We start from the raw sequence: 14,298 nt of genomic DNA on the forward strand, positions 1-14,298 counted from the left end.
TCTCTCCCCTCACGCGCCGGTCTTCTTTTCGAGATGGCCGCCGAAGGCATAGCGCATGGCGGACAGAAGCTTGTCGGCAAACTGCGATTCGCCCTGCGATGAGAAGCGGTCGAACAGCGCCGACGACAGCACCGGCGCCGGAACGCCGGTGTCGATCGCCGCCTTCAGCGTCCAGCGGCCTTCGCCGGAATCGGAGACGCGGCCGCCGAACTGGGCCAGCGCCGGATCGCTCTTCAACGCGCCGGCGGTAAGGTCGAGCAGCCAGGAGCCGATGACGCTGCCATGTCGCCAGACCTCGGCGACCGCGGGCAAGTCGACGTCGAACTGGTAGTATTGCGGGTTTTCCAGCGGGCTGGTCTCGGCATCGGCGGTACGCTGCCTTTTACCGGCATTGGCCGACTTCAGGATGTTCATGCCTTCGGCGTAGGCGGCCATGACGCCGTATTCGATGCCGTTATGCACCATCTTGACGAAATGGCCGGCGCCGCTCGGCCCGCAATGCAGATAACCGAAGGGTGCGGTGCCGGCATCCTTGGGCGGATTGGCGCCGGCATCGGCGCCCGGCGCCAGCGTGGCGAAGACCGAATCGAGATGCTTCACCGCATCGTCGGGGCCGCCGATCATCAGGCAGTAGCCGCGTTCGAGGCCCCAGACGCCGCCGCTGGTGCCGACATCGACGAAGTTGATGCCCTTCACAGCCAGCTTCGCCGCCTGGTCGACGGCGTCGTGATAATAGGAATTGCCGCCGTCGATGATGATGTCGCCGGGCTCCATCAGCGCCGCGACCTGGTCGACGATCTTGCCGGTGATCGCGGCCGGCAGCATCAGCCAGGCGCAGCGCGGCTTGGCGAGCTTGCCGACGAATTCGTCCAGCGAGGCGGCGCCGACAGCGCCGTCCTTGACCATGCCGGCGACGCTTGCCGAATTGATGTCGTAGACGACGCATTCATGGCCGTCGCGCATCAGGCGCCGCACCATGTTGGCGCCCATCCTGCCCAGTCCCATCATTCCGATCTGCATGGTTTCATCCCGATTGCTTGAGGAAAGAGAAGTATAATGGCCCTACTGGATCACGATTGGGCGTCGATGCCGACGCTGAAGTCGACATTCTCCCAACGCATCGCCTCGGGCCAGAAAAAAGTGAAGACGATGGTGGATCCCGGCCGCAGCCGGTTAACGGGCAAATCCACCAGATGGACGCCGAAGGCATTTTCGGCCGTCCTGCTGTCCTGCACGGTCAGCCATTTGTCGCTGCTCCAATGAACGACGCCGGGCACCGATAATTCGACGCGCAGCGCCTTGCCGGCAGGGATGGAGCGGATCTTGTTGTTGAAGCGCCAGATCCGCAGCGGCGAGACCGTCTTGCCCTCGATGTAGCGTTCGATGCCTTGCGGCGGCAGGTCGAAGACGGCGCCGTCGCGCAGCGAGCGCAACAGCTTGATGTGCTCGGCATGCGCCCAGACCAGAGGCATGGCGCTGCCGGAAGGGGCGCCCAGCCGCAATTCGCGGTCCGGTATGTCGGGGCGATCCCAGACCTGCTCCGGCAGAAGGCCGCCCACGCCGGCCGAGCGTTCGAAAGTCTCCAGCAGTTGCGCCGCTTTGTCCTTGCGGCCGGCGGCCAGTTCGTAATGGGCGCGCTCGCCCGCAAGCAGCGGCCACGGACGCCCCCGGCCGGTGCCGTCGAAGGGCGCGCCGTCCTCATGCTCGCCATAGCCGTCGCCGGTATAGCGGTACCAGAGCGGCCCTTGCGGCAGGTCGCAGCGCAGCTCGGCGTCGATCGCCTTGACGGTGTTGAGGATGCGCGGATCGTCGGCGGCCCTCAGCCCGAAACGCACCAGCGCCAGGGCGTCCGGGCTGATGATCGCCTCGGCCGGCTTGTCGGTATCGCCAGGTGGCCGGTTCTTGATCGGCACGAAGCCGTCCTTCGGCGATGCAGCGCCGCCTTCATCGGGCGGCGCGATGCGGACATAATAGCCTTCGATGCCCGCTTTGGCGCTTGCCTCGGTGCCGGTGACATAGGTCCAGCGCTCGATCTGGTCGTTCCAGCAATCGGCGGTCTCGCGCAGATAATTTGCCGGCTCACTTTTGCCGCAGGCGTCCAGCATGTCGGCGGCGGCGAGCAACGCGGCTATTTCCACGGCGAGCGTGAAGGGGCTGTAACCGGCATCCTCTTCCCAGCGATCCTCGCCGGTGACCGGACCGTTGCGCACGACATAGGCGGCCGCCTTCTCCATCATGGCCAGGAAGTCGGCGAGCTTCGACTTCGGCAGATGGCCGGCGCGGCGCAAGGCGTCGGCCAAAAGCAGCGGAAAGGCGCATTCGTCCATCTGGATGCCCGGCCAGTAAGCGGTGCCGTCGGACCAGACATTCTGCGGCCAATGACCGTCCGGCTGCTGGATCGAGCGCAGATAGGTGAGGATCTGCAGCGCCTGCCTGCCGTCGCCGGCGGCGAGGAAACCGCCCGCCGTCTCGACCAGGTCGCGCGGCCAGACGAGGTGATAGCCGCCGAGATCGTCGTCGCCCTTGTTGAAACCCCAGGGGATCGACAGGCTGGCGACGGCGGCGCCGGGCCTTGCGACCGACAGATGCGTTGCCAGCACCGCCGTGCTGGCGCGGTAGGTGTTCAGGCCGGAGGCGGCGTGACGGTCGAGTTTTTCGAGCCCCGCCTGGAATTTCCGCCAGTTCTCGACATAGGTTTTCGTCGCCGGTTCGAAACCCTGTTCCAGGCTTGCTAGCGCAAGGTCGGCGGCTTCTTCCGGCGAAGCGCCGAATCCGATCGCCAGCAAGGCGGTGGTGTTGCCGGCCGAAAAACCGATCTCGCCGGTCAGCGCGACATTGCCGTCCTCGGCCGCCTGGCAGGAGGCATCGAGCGCGCCATTGTCGTGAAGTTGCTGCCAGCCGTCGGAAAAGCCGACATAGCCGGCCGAGCTGGCGCCCCAGGGCAAGGAGGAGGCGAGCGCGAGCGACACGCCGCGTCCGGTGGCGAAAAGAATGCGCTGCCCCTTGTGCTCGCCGATCCACGCGGTGTTGCCCATGCCGGCGTTGACGAGATGCGGCGCCAGCAGCGCGTAGACGCGGTAATCGGCAGCCTGGCCCTTAAGGAGTGTGAAACTGGTTTCCTGCAGCAGGACAGGTCGTTTCGAATCCGTAACGATGCGCTTCTCGATCCGGTAAGCGCCATCGGAAGCGGTGTTGGTCAGCCGGTAGCCAGGGACCCCGTCCTCGAAGGGTTCGACGGTGTGGGCCGCATCGCGCTTCTCCTCGGAAAAATAGCCGTCGGGACCGGTCACGATCAGCCCCAGGTCGCGCGTGCAGGCGCTGTCGAGACGCGGATAATAGATCTCGTTCAGAATGCCGTGGCTGATGGTGAACCAGAGCGGGCTTTTCGCCGAAAGCGCGGTGCCGACGCCGCTTTTGGCGCTCGACGTCCAACGCGCCGGAATTCCGGGCGCGCCTCTAGCAACGGTCGGCGTCACTGCCATCAAATTCTCTCTCCTGCCGCGTTCCTAGACCAGGAGTCGCCGTCTTTTCAATCGCCCCACCGCAAGTTGATCGGGCAGCGCCAATGCTTTGCAGTTGACAGCTTGCGGTTCCTCTGAATTTGTCTGACAATAGATAAAAAACAGGCAATTCGCGTTACGACCATCCGTCAAGACCAGCAACCTCGGGAGGAACCGACATGAAAAAACTGCTCGTACTGAGTGCATTCGCGGCGATGCTCGCCTCGGGCACCGCGCTTGCCGACACCAGCGGCAAGAAGATCGCCTTCTCCAACAATTATGCCGGCAATTCGTGGCGCCAGGCGATGCTCGACAGCTACGGCATCGTCACCAAGAAAGCGGTCGCGGACAAGATCGTCGCCGCGGCGGACGTCTTCACCACCGCCGACAAGGAAGTGCCGACCCAGGCCGCCCAGGTGCAGAACCTGATCCTGCAGGGCTATGACGCCATCGTCATCAACGCCGCTTCGCCGGATGCGCTGAACGGCGCCATCAAGCAGGCCTGCGATGCCGGTATCGTTGTGGTCTCGTTCGACGGCATCGTGACCGAGCCTTGCGCCTACCGCGTCGTCGTCGACTTCAAGGACATGGGCAAGCAGGAAGTCGAGCAGATGGCCAAGTTCCAGCCCAAGGGCGGCAACCTGCTGGAAATCCGCGGTCTCGCAGGCACCTCGATCGACGATGCCATCCATGCCGGCATCCTCGAAGGCGTCGCCGCCCATCCCGAGTTCAAGATCGTGGGTTCGGTGACGGGCGACTGGGACCAGACGACCGCGCAGAAAGCGGTGGCGACCATCCTGCCTTCGCTGCCGGACGTCGTCGGCATCGTCGACCAGGGCGGTGACGGCTATGGCGCGGCCCAGGCCTTCGCCGCCGCCGGCAAGCCGCGCCCGACCATCATCATGGGCAACCGGCAGGACGAGCTGAAGTGGTGGAAGGAGCAGAAGGAGAAGGACGGCTACAAGACCTGGTCGGCCTCGATCGCGCCCGGCGTGTCGACGCTGGCCTTTTGGGTGGCGCAGCAGGTGCTCGACGGCCGCAAGGACATCCCGCACGACCTCCTGGTGCCCTATCTCGCCTTCACCCAGGATGATTTCGAGGCCGCGCTGCCGAAAATCAAGGAAGGCGGCGTCGCCACCCACGAATACACGCAGGAAGAGGCTATCGCGGCGATCAAGGCCAACATCAAGCAGTAGCGGCGTGACGTTGCCAGCCGCATCGCCAACCGGATATCGTTGAGGATGCTCCAGGCTATTGCAGACATCGTCAGACTGAACGGCGCCGAAAAACATTTCGGCGCCGTTCGAGCGCTTAACGGCGTCGATTTCCATGTCGGCGCCGGCGAATGCGTCGGGCTGGTCGGGCACAACGGCGCCGGCAAGTCGACGCTCATGCATATGGTGGCCGGCACGCTGCGGCCGGATGGCGGGCAGATCGCGGTGCGCGGCAATCAGGAAGCAAGCTATTCGGTGGCGCGCGCGCTCGAACTCGGCATACGCTGCGTGTTCCAGGAGCTGTCGCTCTGCCCCAATCTCAGCATCGCCGAGAACACCCGCATCAACCATCCCTCGCTCACCGGTTTCGGCTGGCGGCGCAAGGCCGCCGATCTCATCCGCGCCAAGCTCGACGAGATCTTTCCGGACCACGGCATTTCGGCGGACGACATTGCCGGCGACCTGTCAATCGGCAGGCGGCAGATGGTCGAGGTGGCGCGCGCCTTCACGCTGACCCGCGAGCCGCTGCATCTGGTGATCCTCGACGAGCCGACCTCCTCGCTTGATGCGCACACGGCGGGCCAGCTGCTGTCATTCGTACGTCGCTTCGTGGCGGCCGGCGGCAGCTGCATCCTGATCTCGCATGTGCTGGGCGAGGTGCTGCAGAACGCCGACCGCATCGTGGTGATGCGCGACGGCAAGGTGGTCGCGGCGGATGCCGCCAATGCCTTCGATCGCGACAAGCTCGTCGCCGCCATGGGCGGCGCCGAGGGACATCACAAGGCCGTTGCCGAAACCCGGAAGGCCGAGGGCGGCGCGCTGAGGGTTCGCGCGCGCCCGGCCAGGCAGCAGGACGACAAGGAGTTGGTCGCCCGCGCCGGCGAGATCATCGGCCTCGCAGGCCTTGCCGGGCATGGCCAGACGGACCTGCTCCTGGCGATCTTCGCGGCCGCCGCCCGCGCCAGGGCCGGCATCGAGGTGACCGCACCGGTGGCGCTGGTTGCCGGCGACCGCCAGTCGGACGGCATCTTCCCGCAATGGTCGATCGCGCAGAACATCGGTATCCGTTCGCTGGCTCGGCTGCGCAACGGACTGCTGATCTCGCCGCAGCGCGAGGCCGAGCTCGCCGAGTTCTGGAAGCAGAAGATAGGCATCCGCACGCCGGATATGAACAACAACATCTTCTCGCTGTCGGGCGGCAACCAGCAGAAGGCGCTGTTCGCCCGCGCGCTCGGTTCCGATGCCGAGATCGTGCTGATGGACGACCCGATGCGCGGCGTCGACATCGGCACCAAGCTCGAAGTTTACGACCTCGTGCGGGAGGAGGCCGCCAAGGGCCGCACCTTTCTCTGGTACACCACCGAGACCGAAGAGCTCGACAATTGCGACCACGTCTATGTCTTCAAGAACGGCCGCATCGTCGCCAATCTGCGGCGCGACGAGCTGACGGAGGAAAAGATCATCCAGTCCTCGTTCGGCGATGCGGCCTGAGATGACCGCGATCGCTCCCGGCACGCTCCCGAAATCCTCGCCACGCGGCAGCGCGGCCCGGGCGCGCACGCTGCGCGGCCTCTTGCCGGCCTTGTCGCTGGCATTGGTGCTGATCGCGATTGCCTGGCTTAACCCGCGCGCCATCAGCTATTTCGGCTTCAACCTGATGCTCAACCTGGCGATCCCGATCGCACTGGCGACGATCGCGCAGATGTTCGTCATCGCCGGCAACGAGCTCGACCTGTCGATAGGGACCTTCGTCGGCTTCGTCGGCTGCGTTACCGCGACATGGCTGAGGGATGCGCCGCTCCTCGGCATTGTCGTGCTCATCGGTTCGATCGGCGTTTATGCGCTGCTCGGCGCGCTGATCCACCTGCGCAATTTGCCGTCCATCGTGGTGACGCTCGGCATGAGCTTCGTCTGGCAGGGGCTTGCGATCCTGGTCCTGCCCAAGCCCGGCGGCAAGGCGCCGGACTGGCTGCTTTCGATCATGTCCTTCAAGCCGCCCTATATCCCGTTCCCGATCCTTGCCGCGCTGATCATCGCCGCGGTCGTGCATTTCGGCCTGATGCGCACCTCCTATGGCGTGATCCTGCGCGGTTCCGGTGGCAACGCCGCTGCGCTGAGGCGCGCCGGCTGGTCGCTGCTCAGGACCAAGATCGCGCTGTTCGCGCTGACCGGGCTGTTTGGCGTGCTTTCAGGCATGGCGCTGATCGGCATCACCACCTCGGCCGACGCCAATATCGGCAATGGCTACACGCTGCTATCGATCGCCGGCGTCATCCTGGGCGGCGGCGAGTTCGTCGGCGGGCGCGTGTCGCCGATCGGTGCGGTGCTCGGCGCGCTGACGCTGGCGCTGGCCGCCTCGCCGCTCCTGACCTTCATGCATATCCCGCCCGACTGGCAGGTGGCCGCCAACGGCGCGATCCTGATCATCGTGCTGGCGGCGCGGGTACTGATCAGCCGCAGGGAGCGGTGAGCGATGACATCCGTGCGGACGCTGCTTGAAAAACCCTGGATCTGGTCCTTCGTCGGCGCGCTGGTCGTCTGGCTGGCGACGATCGCCTTCACCGGCGGCTACGGCGCCGGCGGCATGGTCACGGCGGCGCTTTCGCTTGCCGTCTTCACCGTCATCGTCGGCGTCGGCCAGATGTTCGTCATCACGCTGGGGCCCGGCAATGTCGACCTGTCGCTGCCGGCCAATATCGGGCTGGCCAGTGCCGTCGCCATGAAGGTGATGGGCGGCAGCGATTCGATGATCGTCGTCGGTCTGCTTGCAGCACTCGCCTGCGGCGCGGCGATCGGCGCCATCAACTACCTTTTGATCTGGGCGCTGCGCATCCCGCCGATCATCGCGACGCTGTCGGCGAGCTTCATCATCCAGTCGGTCGACATCAGCTATGGCCGCGGCCTGCAGATCAAGCCGCCGCCGGGCTTTGCCGACTTCACCAACTGGCAGGTGCTGGGCATTCCGGTGCTGGCAATGCTGACGGTGGTGTTCACCATCGGCGCCGCACTTGCGCTGCAGCGCATGATCTACGGCCGCTCGGTGCTGGCGATCGGCCAGAACATCCGCGCTGCCTGGCTTGCCGGCGTCCATGTCGGCCGCATCCGGTTCCTCACCTACACACTGTGCGGGGCGCTCGGCGGCATCGACGGGGCGCTGCTTGCCGGCTATTTCCGCGGCGCCAATGTCGATATCGGCAACGAATACCTGCTCGCCTCGATCGCGGTCGTGGTCATCGGCGGCACCTCGGTCGCCGGCGGCAAGGCCAACGTGCCCGGCGTCTGGGGCGCCGGCCTGTTCCTGGTGCTCTTGCTCACCATGCTCAACACGTTCGGCGTCAGCGCCGGCGTGCGGCTGGTGCTGACCGGGCTGATCATCGTGGGCGTGATCACGGCGGCCGGCGGCGAGAAGGCTATTCGGTAGCGCTATTTAGCGGCCTTGGCGCGCTCGATCGCGTCGACGATCATCTTCTTGGCGTATTTGGAATCGTGCCAGCCCTCGATCTTGACCCATTTGCCGGGCTCGAGATCCTTGTAGTGCTCGAAGAAGTGCTGCACCTGCTGGCGTGTGATGTCGGGCAGGTGGGTGTATTCGGTGACGTTCTCGTAGCGCAGCGTCAGCTTGGGCGAGGGAACGGCGATCACCTTCTCGTCCTGGCCAGCATTGTCTTCCATGATCAAGACGCCGATCGGCCGCACATTGATGACGCAACCCGGCACCAGCGCGCGCGTGTTGCAGACCAGAACGTCGATCGGATCGCCGTCGCCCGACAGCGTGTGCGGCACGAAGCCGTAATTGCCGGGATAGCGCATGGAGGTGTGCAGGAAGCGGTCGACGAAGAGCGTGCCCGCCTCCTTGTCCATCTCGTATTTGATCGGCTCGCCGCCGATCGGCACCTCGATGATGACGTTGACGTCGTCAGGCGGGTTCTTCCCGGTGGCAATCGCTTCGATACGCATGGCTAAATCCCTCTCTCGATTGAAAAGACCGATAGCGGGCGAAGCGTCATGGTGCAATGCGTCGAATAGTGCGGGACGCTAATGGAAGAGCACAGTTTGTGATGGCCTGTAACCTAGGCGACGCTAGTCGTTCCAGACGAAAGCCACTTTCTTAAGCGCCTTCTGCTCGAAGACCTCGACGCCCTCGGCGATATCGCGGCCGCCATTGCCGGCATAGAAGGCCAGGGCGTTGTGATTGTCTTCCAGCGCCCACACCACAAGGCCGCGCAGGCCGTGGTCGGCCAGACGGGCCTTGGCCGCCTTGAACAGCCGGCTGCCGAGCCCGATGCCCTGATATTCGGGACGCAGATAGAGCTCATAGATCTCGCCCTGCTGGCGGAGCTCGCGGGCGCGGTTCTTGCCGATCGTGGCATAGCCGGCGACCGTTCCGCCGATCTCGACCACCAGCACGGTTGCCGCGCGGCGAATCGCGTTGGCCCACCAGTCGACGCCGCGACGGTTGATCATCGAGGTCAGCGTGCGGTGCGGGATGATGCCGGAATAAGCGCCGCGCCAAGCCTGCTGGTGCACCTCAGCGATGGCGCTCGCGTCGCGCGGCTCTGCCTTCCGGATATCGATCGTCAGCGTGTTCATGATTGGTTAACCATAAACCCGCATCGCCCGATTGCAAAGAGTCAGCCATGGCCCTTCGACGCTTTCGCACAGCCGAAGGGCGTAGGCGGACAAGGCGTTGATTTCCGTGAAATCAGCGCAAACGCCGGAGATTGATTGAAGCCATCCCAATCTCATCATTCTATGGCGGAGCAAGGAGCGAAACGACGCGGCGCAGACCATAGAATCCATGCCGTGACCTGGAAGCGCTGCTGGGGTGCAGAATTCTGCTCCGTTGCACGCTCTGGCGAAGGTAACGGCATGGATTCTAGGGTCTTCGCGACGGAGCTTCGCTCCTGCTCCGCCCTAGAATGACGATCGCGAAGGGCGTTTCGGCCAATCCCCAAGGCATGCCGCCTGCCGACGCAACAGAGCCGACCGGTCAAGATCCCAATGCGGGAACTAGTCAGATTTCGACGAGATGATCGTCGAGTTCGTTGGTGTCGCCTTCGGTGACCGGGAAATGCTCGGCGAGCACCGCGCCGACCGTACCGATGGCCTTGACGAAGCCGTCGGCCAGCCGGTCGTCGCCGGCATGTTTCGTGAGATCGCGCACCACGCCGTCCCAGACATGCTGGCCGACCTTGGCATCGATGCCGGAATCCGCGACGACCTCGGCATAGCGCTCGGCGATCGAGACGAAGATGAGCACTCCGGTCCGGGCCTGCGTGCGGTGGACGTTGCGCGCCAGGAACTGCTTCATCGCATTGGCGTGCGCGGCCTGATAGCGCAACCTTCGCGGCACGAAATAAATGCGCAAGGTGGGCCACAGCCAGAGCAAGGCGAGCATCGAGGCCAGCGCCAGCATTTGCGCCAGCACGAAATGCGGCACGCGGATAGACAGCCACCAGGCCTCCAGCCCATAGGCGACGGCAAGGCTGGCGACGAAGAGGCCGATCGTCGCCGTGAACGCGGCCGGAAAGAAGTAGCCGTCGCTGGCCCGAGCGACGACGCAGTAGATCTCGCCGTCGGTTTTCAGCTCGGCAGTCCGGATCGCCTCGGCGATGCGGTCATGGTCCTCGGCGCTGATCGATCGCGTTGCCATGATGCCTCACCAGCTTCCCGAGGAGCCACCGCCGCCGGACGAGCCGCCGCCGCCGGAAAATCCGCCGCCGCTCCCTCCCGAGGACCAGACCCCGCCGCCCGACGACCAGCCGCCGCCACTCGACGAGGAGGATCGCCGGCCGGGTTCGAAGGTCATGCCGAGCCAGCGGTAGCGGCCGGGTCCGATCTTCTGGCCGAAGATCGGCGGCAGCACCGTCATCGCGATGCCGCCGAAGAAGATCAGCGCCCAGATGGTGATGAAGATGGCGAAGAACAGATCGTCGGAGTTGAACGGCGCCTGCTCGTTGCGCTTGCCGCGCGCCTCCAACTCCTCCGGGTTGCCCTCCAGCACCATGATCATGTCGTCGACGGCCTTGGTGATGCCGCCGGAGAAGTCGCCGGCGCGGAAGGCCGGCACCATGTCGTTCTCGATGATCAGCTTGGTGTGCAGGTCGGTCAGCGTGCCTTCCAGCCCGTAGCCGACCTCGATGCGCATCTTGCGGTCGTTGGGCGCAACGAGCAGCAGCACGCCGTTGTTTTCCTTGGCCTGGCCGAGCTTCCAGAAGCGGAACAGCCGGTTGGCGTAAGGCTCGATCTCCTCGCCGCCGAGGCTGGGTATGGTGGCGACGACGATCTGGTCGGAGCCTTTGGTTTCGAAGTCCGCGAGCTTTTGAGTCAGCGCCGCGCGCGTGCCGGCATCGATGATGCCGGCATTGTCGACGACGCGGCCGGTCAGCGCGGGAAGGTCGGCGGCGAGGGCGGTGAGGGGGAGGAGGAGAAGGCAGAAGACGCTCAGCAAAATGCCAACGAAGGAGAGGTTAGCGCGAGGCGCCCCCCTCTGTCCTGCCGGACATCTCCCCCTCAAGGGGGGAGATTGGACGGCACCTTGGCCTTCGCCAATCGTCAGCGTCGCAGGGTGTGCGCCGTCGGCGGAACTGCCAATCTCCCCCCTAGAGGGGGAGATGTCCGGCAGGACAGAGAGGGGGGCGAAGGAACGCAACGCTGATGGGCTCGATTAAATTTCAGCCGAGGCTCAGCCGCCCTGCTTCGTGGTGCTCGTGCCGAAATCGACCTTCGGCACCTGCATCTTGTCCTCATCGACCGTGAAGTTCGCGAAGGGCTCGTTGCCGCGGAACCAGAAGGTCGCCCACAGCACGGACGGGAAGGTCTTCAGCGTCAGATTGTAGTCCCTGACCGCCTGGATGTAGTCGCGGCGCGCAACGGCGATGCGGTTCTCGGTGCCTTCGAGCTGCGCCTGCAGCGCGAGGAAGTTCTGGTTGGCCTTGAGGTCGGGATAGGCTTCCGACACCGCGATCAGCCGCGACAGCGCGCTGGTCAGCCCGGCCTGGGCATCCTGGAACTTCTTCAGCGCTTCGGGATCCTTCAGCGTGTCCGGCGTCACCGTGATCTGCGTTGCCTTGGCGCGCGCCTCCACGACCGCGTCGAGCGTATCCTTCTCATGCGAGGCGTAGCCCTTCACCGTCTCGACCAGGTTGGGGATCAGGTCGGAGCGGCGCTGATACTGGTTGAGCACCTCGCTCCAGGCCGCATGGGCGTTCTCTTCCGCGGTCGGAATGGTGTTGTAGCCGCAGCCGGCAAGCAGCGGCAGCACGAAAGCCATCATCAGGAAGGCGGGCAGGCTGCGGAAGGGGGAGGGCAGTGAGAGGCGCTCGATGATCATGATTGGTCCCTCGATAGAAGTTGCAGGCGAAGCATTACCACAATCCACGCGTAAGAAAATGTCCGGCTGATGACGCTGCTCCGGCTCGGCCGCGAGCCACTGTGAATAGAAGCGCGAACAGGCTAAGGTCCGGGCAGGAAAGGGCAATTGCCATGGCCGAGCGCCGGGACGACGAGGCCGAATCGCGCCGCATCCTCGAACGCGTGGCGCGTGAGACGGCGCCGGGCGGCGCGTCGTTCATCGTCCGCACGGCGAAGGATGCGCGCGACCGTGTCACCGCCGCCGACGCCGACCGCACCGATCCCATCGAATACTGGGGAACCCGCATTGGCCGAACGCTCGGCTTCGTCATTGCCATTGGGCTATTGGCCTGGCTGGTGTATGCCGCCACGCTTGGCGGTTAGGAACCGAATTTCATGAGCGCAGAAAAAACCGACGCGCCGCGCGCGGTCATCGTCATCTCCAGCCATGTCGCCCGCGGCTCGGTCGGCAACCGCGCCGCCGTCTTCGCGCTGGAGACGCTGGGTTTCCCGGTCTGGGCGGTGCCCACCGTCATCCTGCCCTGGCATCCTGGCCACAGCCGGGCCACGCGCATCGTGCCACCGCTCGACCAGTTCAAGGCGCTGATGGCCGATCTCGAGCGAGCGCCCTGGCTGGGCGAGGTCCGGGCCGTGCTGTCGGGCTATCTCGGCGAAGCCGGTCAGGCGGAGGCGGTCGCCTCGCTGGTCGCCGCGGTCAAGGAAAGGACGCCGAACGCGCTTTACATCTGCGACCCGGTGATGGGCGATTCCGGCGGGCTCTACGTGCCGGAACCGACGGCAGTTGCCATGCGCGACAAATTGATGCCGATCGCCGATATCGCGACGCCGAACCGCTATGAGCTGGAATGGATGGCGGGCGCGCCGCTGCCCGACATCAAGGCGGTGACGGCAGCGGCGCTTCACGCCGGCCCTTCGACCATGCTGGTGACCTCGGCGCCCGCAATGATGACGGGCGGCATCGGCAACTTCCTGCTCGACGGCAGCCAGGCGCTGCTTGCCGAGCACCGTGTGATCGAGAAGCCGCCGAATGGGCTGGGCGACCTGACGGCCGCCGTCTATCTGGCGCGCGTTCTCTCCGGCCAGGCGCCGGTCAAGGCGCTGCAATCGACCACCGCCGCCGTCTATGAAATCCTCGCCCGCACCGCCAAGCGCGGCGGCGACGAGCTGCAGCTCGAAACGGATGCGCAGAGCCTGTCGCACCCGATGGCCATGGTGCAACTGCGCCATCTCCTGCATCCCGGGCGGGACAAGCGGGCGTGAGCCGAGCATTTTGCAGCCAAATGGATTTTGGCGTCGCGGAAATGCGGCTAAGCAAACAGACAGAGCGGGATGCTAACGTCTACTAATTTGCATCCCGCTCTCGCAGGCGTCGACGGCTGCAAGGCCGGCTGGATCGCCGTCCATCGCAAACTGGACAAGCCGCCATCGGTCTCGGTCTTCCCGAGCTTCCAGGCGCTGCTCGACGCGCTGCCCGATGCCACGATTGCCGTCGACATGCCGATCGGCCTGCCGGATTTTTCGAGCAGAGGCGGGCGTGGACCGGAGGCGCTGGTGCGACCGCTGCTCGGCGCGCGGCAATCGAGTGTCTTCGCCATTCCCTCGCGGGCGGCGCTCTATGCCGATACCAGCGACTTCACCACGATCGAGGCCTGGTACGCGGCGCATCGGCTGGCAAGCGCCGTGGCGATGGAGACCTCCGACCCGCCGCGCGGCGTTTCCATCCAGGCCTTCGGGATCTTTTCGAAGATACGCGAGATCGACGCGTTGCTGATCGCAAAGCCGGATTTGCGCGGCCGCATCTTCGAATCGCATCCGGAAGTGGCGTTCTGCCGGCTGAATGGCGGCACGGCGATGGCCCTGCCGAAGAAGATCAAGGGCTCGGTCAACCCGGCCGGCATGGAGGAGCGCAAGGCGCTGCTTTGCCGGCGTGGCTATGACAGGCGCTTTCTCGACCAGGCGCCGCCACGAGGCGCGGCGAGCGACGACTTCCTCGACGCCGCGGCCATGATGCTGATTGCCGGGCGTATCGCCAGCGGGGAGGCGCGGCCTTCGCCCGATCCGCCGCTGACCGACCGGTTCGGCATTCCGGTCGCTATCTGGGCGTAGTCAAGCCACGCTGGAGCCGGATGATTTCAGGTCGAATCGACCCGAAATCACCCGGCTCTGCGTCAAAGAGATAGAGCATGATGTCGCCCGAAACCGCTTCACAC

The 14,298-nt window shown here is 65.2% G+C and carries 14 protein-coding genes; 7 read left to right on the forward strand and 7 right to left on the reverse strand.

The features are described 5' to 3' along the window. Positions 1-9 precede the first annotated feature (9 nt). Entirely contained in the window at positions 10-1,020 is a 1,011-nt protein-coding gene (gnd, locus tag AC0YKC_RS21075) for a phosphogluconate dehydrogenase (NAD(+)-dependent, decarboxylating) (protein WP_488512399.1), read from the reverse strand. A gap of 50 nt (positions 1,021-1,070) precedes the next feature. Next, positions 1,071-3,482, reverse strand: a complete 2,412-nt coding sequence (locus tag AC0YKC_RS21080; protein ID WP_488512400.1) for a glucan 1,4-alpha-glucosidase — start codon at positions 3,480-3,482, stop codon at positions 1,071-1,073. 197 nt (positions 3,483-3,679) lie between these two features. Between AC0YKC_RS21080 and AC0YKC_RS21085 the strand changes: the two genes are divergently transcribed. Genes AC0YKC_RS21085 through AC0YKC_RS21100 form a run of 4 tightly spaced genes read left to right on the forward strand, consistent with a single transcriptional unit; the run spans position 3,680 to position 8,135 of the window. Further along, a complete protein-coding gene (locus AC0YKC_RS21085) occupies positions 3,680-4,696 on the forward strand; it encodes an ABC transporter substrate-binding protein (protein WP_320297503.1) in 1,017 nt (338 codons plus the stop codon). A 45-nt stretch (positions 4,697-4,741) separates the two neighbouring features. After that, positions 4,742-6,205: a sugar ABC transporter ATP-binding protein gene (locus AC0YKC_RS21090; RefSeq protein ID WP_434724468.1), complete on the forward strand. Its 1,464-nt coding sequence runs from the start codon at positions 4,742-4,744 to the stop codon at positions 6,203-6,205. Position 6,206: 1 nt separating this feature from the next. Next, positions 6,207-7,184, forward strand: coding sequence for an ABC transporter permease (locus AC0YKC_RS21095; protein ID WP_488512401.1), 978 nt, complete (start codon positions 6,207-6,209; stop codon positions 7,182-7,184). A 3-nt stretch (positions 7,185-7,187) separates the two neighbouring features. Further along, positions 7,188-8,135, forward strand: a complete 948-nt coding sequence (locus AC0YKC_RS21100) for an ABC transporter permease (RefSeq protein ID WP_434724466.1) — start codon at positions 7,188-7,190, stop codon at positions 8,133-8,135. Positions 8,136-8,137: 2 nt separating this feature from the next. Here AC0YKC_RS21100 and ppa read toward each other — a convergent pair whose 3' ends face one another. The 5 genes from ppa to AC0YKC_RS21125 all read right to left on the reverse strand — a co-directional run bounded on the left by ppa (position 8,138) and on the right by AC0YKC_RS21125 (position 12,047). Continuing rightward, entirely contained in the window at positions 8,138-8,671 is a 534-nt protein-coding gene (ppa, locus tag AC0YKC_RS21105; RefSeq protein WP_320297507.1) for an inorganic diphosphatase, read from the reverse strand. A gap of 123 nt (positions 8,672-8,794) precedes the next feature. Beyond that, positions 8,795-9,304 carry a GNAT family N-acetyltransferase gene (locus AC0YKC_RS21110; RefSeq protein ID WP_040991512.1) on the reverse strand — a complete coding sequence of 170 codons (510 nt, stop codon included), beginning with the start codon at positions 9,302-9,304 and terminating at the stop codon, positions 8,795-8,797. A 424-nt stretch (positions 9,305-9,728) separates the two neighbouring features. Continuing rightward, a complete protein-coding gene (locus AC0YKC_RS21115) occupies positions 9,729-10,367 on the reverse strand; it encodes a TPM domain-containing protein (protein ID WP_488512402.1) in 639 nt (212 codons plus the stop codon). A gap of 6 nt (positions 10,368-10,373) precedes the next feature. After that, positions 10,374-11,231 carry a TPM domain-containing protein gene (locus AC0YKC_RS21120; RefSeq protein WP_488512403.1) on the reverse strand — a complete coding sequence of 286 codons (858 nt, stop codon included), beginning with the start codon at positions 11,229-11,231 and terminating at the stop codon, positions 10,374-10,376. Between the two features lie 168 nt (positions 11,232-11,399). Beyond that, positions 11,400-12,047 (reverse strand): LemA family protein, encoded by a 648-nt coding sequence (locus tag AC0YKC_RS21125; protein WP_488512404.1) that lies wholly within the window; start codon positions 12,045-12,047, stop codon positions 11,400-11,402. A 152-nt stretch (positions 12,048-12,199) separates the two neighbouring features. On the opposite strand from AC0YKC_RS21125, the gene AC0YKC_RS21130 reads away from it, so the two are divergent. From AC0YKC_RS21130 to AC0YKC_RS21140, 3 genes are all read left to right on the forward strand, one after another. Continuing rightward, on the forward strand, positions 12,200-12,451 hold the full coding sequence (locus AC0YKC_RS21130; RefSeq protein WP_488512405.1) for a hypothetical protein: 252 nt from the start codon (positions 12,200-12,202) through the stop codon (positions 12,449-12,451). A gap of 12 nt (positions 12,452-12,463) precedes the next feature. Continuing rightward, positions 12,464-13,348 (forward strand): pyridoxal kinase PdxY, encoded by an 885-nt coding sequence (pdxY, locus tag AC0YKC_RS21135; protein WP_488512406.1) that lies wholly within the window; start codon positions 12,464-12,466, stop codon positions 13,346-13,348. Positions 13,349-13,435: 87 nt separating this feature from the next. After that, positions 13,436-14,194, forward strand: a complete 759-nt coding sequence (locus AC0YKC_RS21140) for a DUF429 domain-containing protein (RefSeq protein ID WP_488512407.1) — start codon at positions 13,436-13,438, stop codon at positions 14,192-14,194. Positions 14,195-14,298: the final 104 nt, after the last annotated feature.

It is taken from the genome of Mesorhizobium sp. CNPSo 4661 (genome assembly GCF_057784215.1).

Excerpts from the sequence above, each read along its gene's own strand:
- AC0YKC_RS21110 (WP_040991512.1), bottom strand. The coding sequence starts at position 9,304 with ATGAACACGCTGACGATCGATATCCGGAAGGCAGAGCCGCGCGACGCG.
- AC0YKC_RS21100 (WP_434724466.1), top strand. The coding sequence starts at position 7,188 with ATGACATCCGTGCGGACGCTGCTTGAAAAACCCTGGATCTGGTCCTTC.
- AC0YKC_RS21130 (WP_488512405.1), top strand. The coding sequence starts at position 12,200 with ATGGCCGAGCGCCGGGACGACGAGGCCGAATCGCGCCGCATCCTCGAA.
- gnd (WP_488512399.1), bottom strand. The coding sequence starts at position 1,020 with ATGCAGATCGGAATGATGGGACTGGGCAGGATGGGCGCCAACATGGTG.
- ppa (WP_320297507.1), bottom strand. The coding sequence starts at position 8,671 with ATGCGTATCGAAGCGATTGCCACCGGGAAGAACCCGCCTGACGACGTC.
- AC0YKC_RS21090 (WP_434724468.1), top strand. The coding sequence starts at position 4,742 with ATGCTCCAGGCTATTGCAGACATCGTCAGACTGAACGGCGCCGAAAAA.
- AC0YKC_RS21085 (WP_320297503.1), top strand. The coding sequence starts at position 3,680 with ATGAAAAAACTGCTCGTACTGAGTGCATTCGCGGCGATGCTCGCCTCG.
- pdxY (WP_488512406.1), top strand. The coding sequence starts at position 12,464 with ATGAGCGCAGAAAAAACCGACGCGCCGCGCGCGGTCATCGTCATCTCC.
- AC0YKC_RS21080 (WP_488512400.1), bottom strand. The coding sequence starts at position 3,482 with ATGGCAGTGACGCCGACCGTTGCTAGAGGCGCGCCCGGAATTCCGGCG.
- AC0YKC_RS21125 (WP_488512404.1), bottom strand. The coding sequence starts at position 12,047 with ATGATCATCGAGCGCCTCTCACTGCCCTCCCCCTTCCGCAGCCTGCCC.
- AC0YKC_RS21115 (WP_488512402.1), bottom strand. The coding sequence starts at position 10,367 with ATGGCAACGCGATCGATCAGCGCCGAGGACCATGACCGCATCGCCGAG.
- AC0YKC_RS21095 (WP_488512401.1), top strand. The coding sequence starts at position 6,207 with ATGACCGCGATCGCTCCCGGCACGCTCCCGAAATCCTCGCCACGCGGC.